This is a genomic window from Desulfobaccales bacterium (assembly GCA_041648175.1).
Classification (GTDB): Bacteria; Desulfobacterota; Desulfobaccia; order Desulfobaccales; family 0-14-0-80-60-11; genus 0-14-0-80-60-11.
This window is the reverse complement of record JBAZPO010000058.1, coordinates 1-3826: the sequence shown is the minus strand read 5'-3', so window position 1 is coordinate 3826 and position 3826 is coordinate 1. Positions and strand designations below refer to the sequence as shown.

4 protein-coding genes are annotated in these 3826 nt (G+C 49.9%); all 4 read left to right on the top strand.

Going from position 1 to position 3826, the window contains the following annotated elements; translation table 11 throughout:
- Positions 1-120 precede the first annotated feature (120 nt).
- Positions 121-1629 (top strand): O-antigen ligase family protein, encoded by a 1509-nt coding sequence (locus WC600_18885; GenBank protein ID MFA4904796.1) that lies wholly within the window; start codon positions 121-123, stop codon positions 1627-1629.
- 85 nt (positions 1630-1714) lie between these two features.
- Positions 1715-3154, top strand: a complete 1440-nt coding sequence (locus WC600_18880; protein MFA4904795.1) for a flippase — start codon at positions 1715-1717, stop codon at positions 3152-3154.
- An 88-nt stretch (positions 3155-3242) separates the two neighbouring features.
- Complete coding sequence (locus WC600_18875) at positions 3243-3512, top strand: hypothetical protein (GenBank protein ID MFA4904794.1); 270 nt, start codon at positions 3243-3245, stop codon at positions 3510-3512.
- A gap of 45 nt (positions 3513-3557) precedes the next feature.
- Positions 3558-3826, top strand: a 269-nt coding sequence (locus WC600_18870) for a hypothetical protein (protein MFA4904793.1), incomplete at its 3' end; no start/stop codon positions are given.

Genomic DNA, 3826 nt, shown 5'->3' with positions numbered 1-3826 from the left:
CCTGGTGGTGAGCCTGTCCGTGGGCTTCCTCCTGGAATACTGGGACGACTCCCTCAAAATCCCCGAAGACGTGGAACGCTTCCTAGGCCGCCCCGTCTTCGCCTCCATCCCGGAGTTAAAATGAACGTTCCCTGGAGCGATCAGAAGGCTCCCTATAACCGATCAGGCATCAACCTCTGGTGGTTTCTGGTGAGCGTCCTTATTGGGATTGCGGCCATGATAATTTTTGGATTCCTCGGGGGCGAAGCTCTGGGTAAAATCCGTAATCCCACCAAATGGGGTGGCACTCTATTTGTGGGAATGTTGGTCTTTTTTTATATGGTGGCAGTAGAAGACAAGAAAAGATTTTTTCTTGTTTTACTGATTTTAGGGATGATTTTGGGATTATCCAAAACCCTACTCTTTACTTCGTCACCGGTTTTTCGTACCACGTTTGGATTTACAATACCTATCTTTTTTCCACCCCTGGTTATGTTATATATAATCTGGGCCTTCAGAACTATTACCCGAAAGGATTATTCTCCTATTTCCACTGTGGCATTATGGCCATTTGCAGGACTTTTTGCAATGGCTTTTATTTCTACACTTATCCACAATAGATTATTCGGGATCTTCGATCTCTTTGAATTGATGATTTCCTTTCTGCTTTTCACTTATGCGGCCAGTGAGATAAGAGAGAAGAGGTTACGGATGGTTATTATCATGCTGGTCACAATAACTTTTATTGAATCCATCATTGCGATTGCCCAAAATGTGACAGGATCTACTCTGGGGCTCGAAATATTCGGGGCCCGAGAATATATCAAAGGATTTGTGGGTCTCATAACCGTTACTCGGGTAACAGGTACTTTTGGCCATCCTTCCAATCTAGCTGAGTTTTTCGATTTGACCCTACCTCTAACTGTCAGCATGCTCTTTTATCCGATGAAGCGGAGTTACAAGCTCTTACTCATAGCAACGGTGGTTATTGGGTTTGTTGGTCTGGGGATGACTTATTCCCGAGGCGGGATCATTTCTTCAGTTCTATTTTCAGGTATTATTTTAATGATTCATTTTTGTAAACGTCTGGGGGTATCGAGAGGCATTTTTGCCTCTGCCGCCCTCGGGGTTATTTTCAGCCTCCTGGTCTTAACAATACCCAACCCCATACAGAAGGGCTTATTTCGCACCGAGTACGAAACCGCTTACGGACGAATCCCGCTGATGGATGTTGCCTTTAAGATGATTCGCGCCAACCCCTTTTTCGGGGTCGGACTCAATAATTATGTCCCAGTGGCTGTAGATTATGATTTTACTCCTCAGCAACTCACCACGGCTTGGGATACTGCAGTCCATAATGTGTATCTTTTTATAGCCGGTGAAATCGGGATTCCGGGATTGATATTCTTTCTCGCTGTTGTGGTGAGCGTTTTCATGGCATCTTTGCCGGCGTTGCGCTCGCCCGATCCTCTAATCTTATGCGGTGGGCTCGGCTTCATTGGGGGCATTGCCGCGCACCTCTTCCATTGGTTCACCGATTTAGCTCCTTGGACCACTGCATGGATATTTTGGTTATACATGGGCCTGGCAGTGGCCACTGGGCGTTTGACAAAGCGCCTTAACCCAGGGTCTGAGAAGCCACAATACTAAAATGAACCGGCATCGGAAGAACGCATGAACCTTACTATTCCTCAATTTGCTGGGCTGAGAAAAAAGGCGGGCAAGGATTACTTGAATGGAAAATCCAGGCAATGGCATCACCCCCAAGAGATTTGTGCGCAACAGCATCCTGCTCGTAACCATCGAGATAGTTGCCAAGGGTCTCGGGGTGGTGTTTTTCGTCATGGTGGCGCGTTTTTTGGGGGCAAAGGAATTAGGGTTGTATGCCTTTTCTCTGGCAGTTGCCACTTTTGTCGCCCTCCCCACCAAATTTGGCTTCGAGACCATAATTCAAAGAGAAGTGGGCAGGGACCCGATAAATACCCACCGATATTTTTGGGGCATCATTACCGTAAAAGTGCTCATTGCAGCCACATCTTGGGGTATCTTTCTCCTGGTCTTGATGTTTTTTCCCAGGAGTGAATTCACCGTGATGGCGATAGCGGGCGGTTTTGCCTTGGTGTATTCGTTTATGGAATTCACGAATGCGTTCTTCAGAGCCAACCAGAGACCTGAAATAGAGATGGTGGTGCGGCTCGTTTTCTCGGTCGGCAACTTGGCCCTTGGCACCCTGGTGCTTTACTCCGGTTGGCGCTTAACCGGGGTATTATCGGCCCAACTGGTTGCCGTTGCCCTCGCCGTAACGGTTGGCGCCCTTATCTTGATGCATATCTCCACCAAGGTGAAATTATTCTGGAATCGGCGGATTCTCTGGGGATACGTCGTGAACGCCGCCCCTTTTGGGGGTATTTTGCTGGCCTTATTTTTAAGTAATCAAATAGGTGTCATTATCTTGACCCCCTGGGCCGGGAAAGAGGATGTGGGCTATTTTGCTGCGGCGCTCAGACTTTTTGATCCGGTGACTTTGATCCCAGCCGCCATCATGGGGGCTTTTTTGCCCATGATGAGCGGACTCCATATTCAATCGTTGGGAAAGTTCGTACGAACGTTGCGCTTTACCATGAAATTTATGTTTATTCTGGCAGTGCCCCTGGTCATTATTACCAGCATACTTGCTCACCAGATTGTCGTATTCCTTTACCGAGAGTCCTTTGCGCCCTCAGCCCAGGCGCTGCAAATCTTGAGTGCGGTTATTTTCTTCAGTTTCTGGAATTACACCAGTGAAAGCGTGCTCATTGCCCGTAACCAAGAGAGGATTTTGCTCAAGTTGACCTGGATAACTGCCGGTGTCCATGTTGCCGCAAACCTAATCTTAATCCCGAAATTTTCCTACCTGGGGGCCTGCTTGGCAATTTTGACCACCCAGGTCATTTATTCGATGATGCTTTTTATCCTCCAGATGCGGCGTTATCTCAGCTTGGTCAAATTAATTCAGATTATTGCTCGGCCCGCTCTCTGCGCCGCAATCACAGCTCTGGCAGTATTTATGATGCGCAATCAATATGTCTTGCTATCGATTACAGCCGGCCTGGCAGTCTATATGGGTACTTTGTTTGCCTTTGGTGCGGTCAAACGTTCTGAATTTGATTTTATTCATGGCAACATTAAAAATTAGATTGAGACCGGAGCCCACGCCAGCGTGGGTTTTGGCCCCCTGATCCGAGGAGGCAGGAGATGGTAATGCTGCACATGAGTTCTCCGGCATGGGGTGCCTGGCTGAGTCTCATTTCTTCCTTGGGCAGCCCGGAGCTGTGGCTGGGTGGGCTGATGATCGGGCCGGTCTTTTTGGGAATCCTGTCCTGGAAGTCCCGGGGGCCAAAGCCGGAGGCAGGCCCGGCCGACGAGACGGGGTTGGGCAATGCTGCGGTTTGGCCGTGGCCTACCGCACTATGGGCGATCTGGTGGCCGCGGTGGAGGAATACTCGATCTTAAGAACCCTGGATGAGCCCCTGGCCAAGCAACTCTTTGCTTAGCCCTCGGACCATCGGGGCCGGGTCTTACGGATAAAGGATGGCGCCATGAGGACCAGAGAAAAAACCTGCCTGATTGCAATTTTAGCCTTAGTGTTCCTGGGGGTCGGGACTGCCGGGGTGGCGGCCCGCAAGGCTGCTTCCGAAACCCCGCAGTACCTCGAGATGTACGCCCAGCAGGGCCTGAAGCGCTACCGCTTAAAGCCTATCGACCTCACCTTCAGGACCATCCTCACCCTGGGCCCCGATATCTCGGGCTACTATGGCCTGCCCGGCCCGCCTCCGCAGCGGCTGGATATCAAGCCCTTAGAGATCAT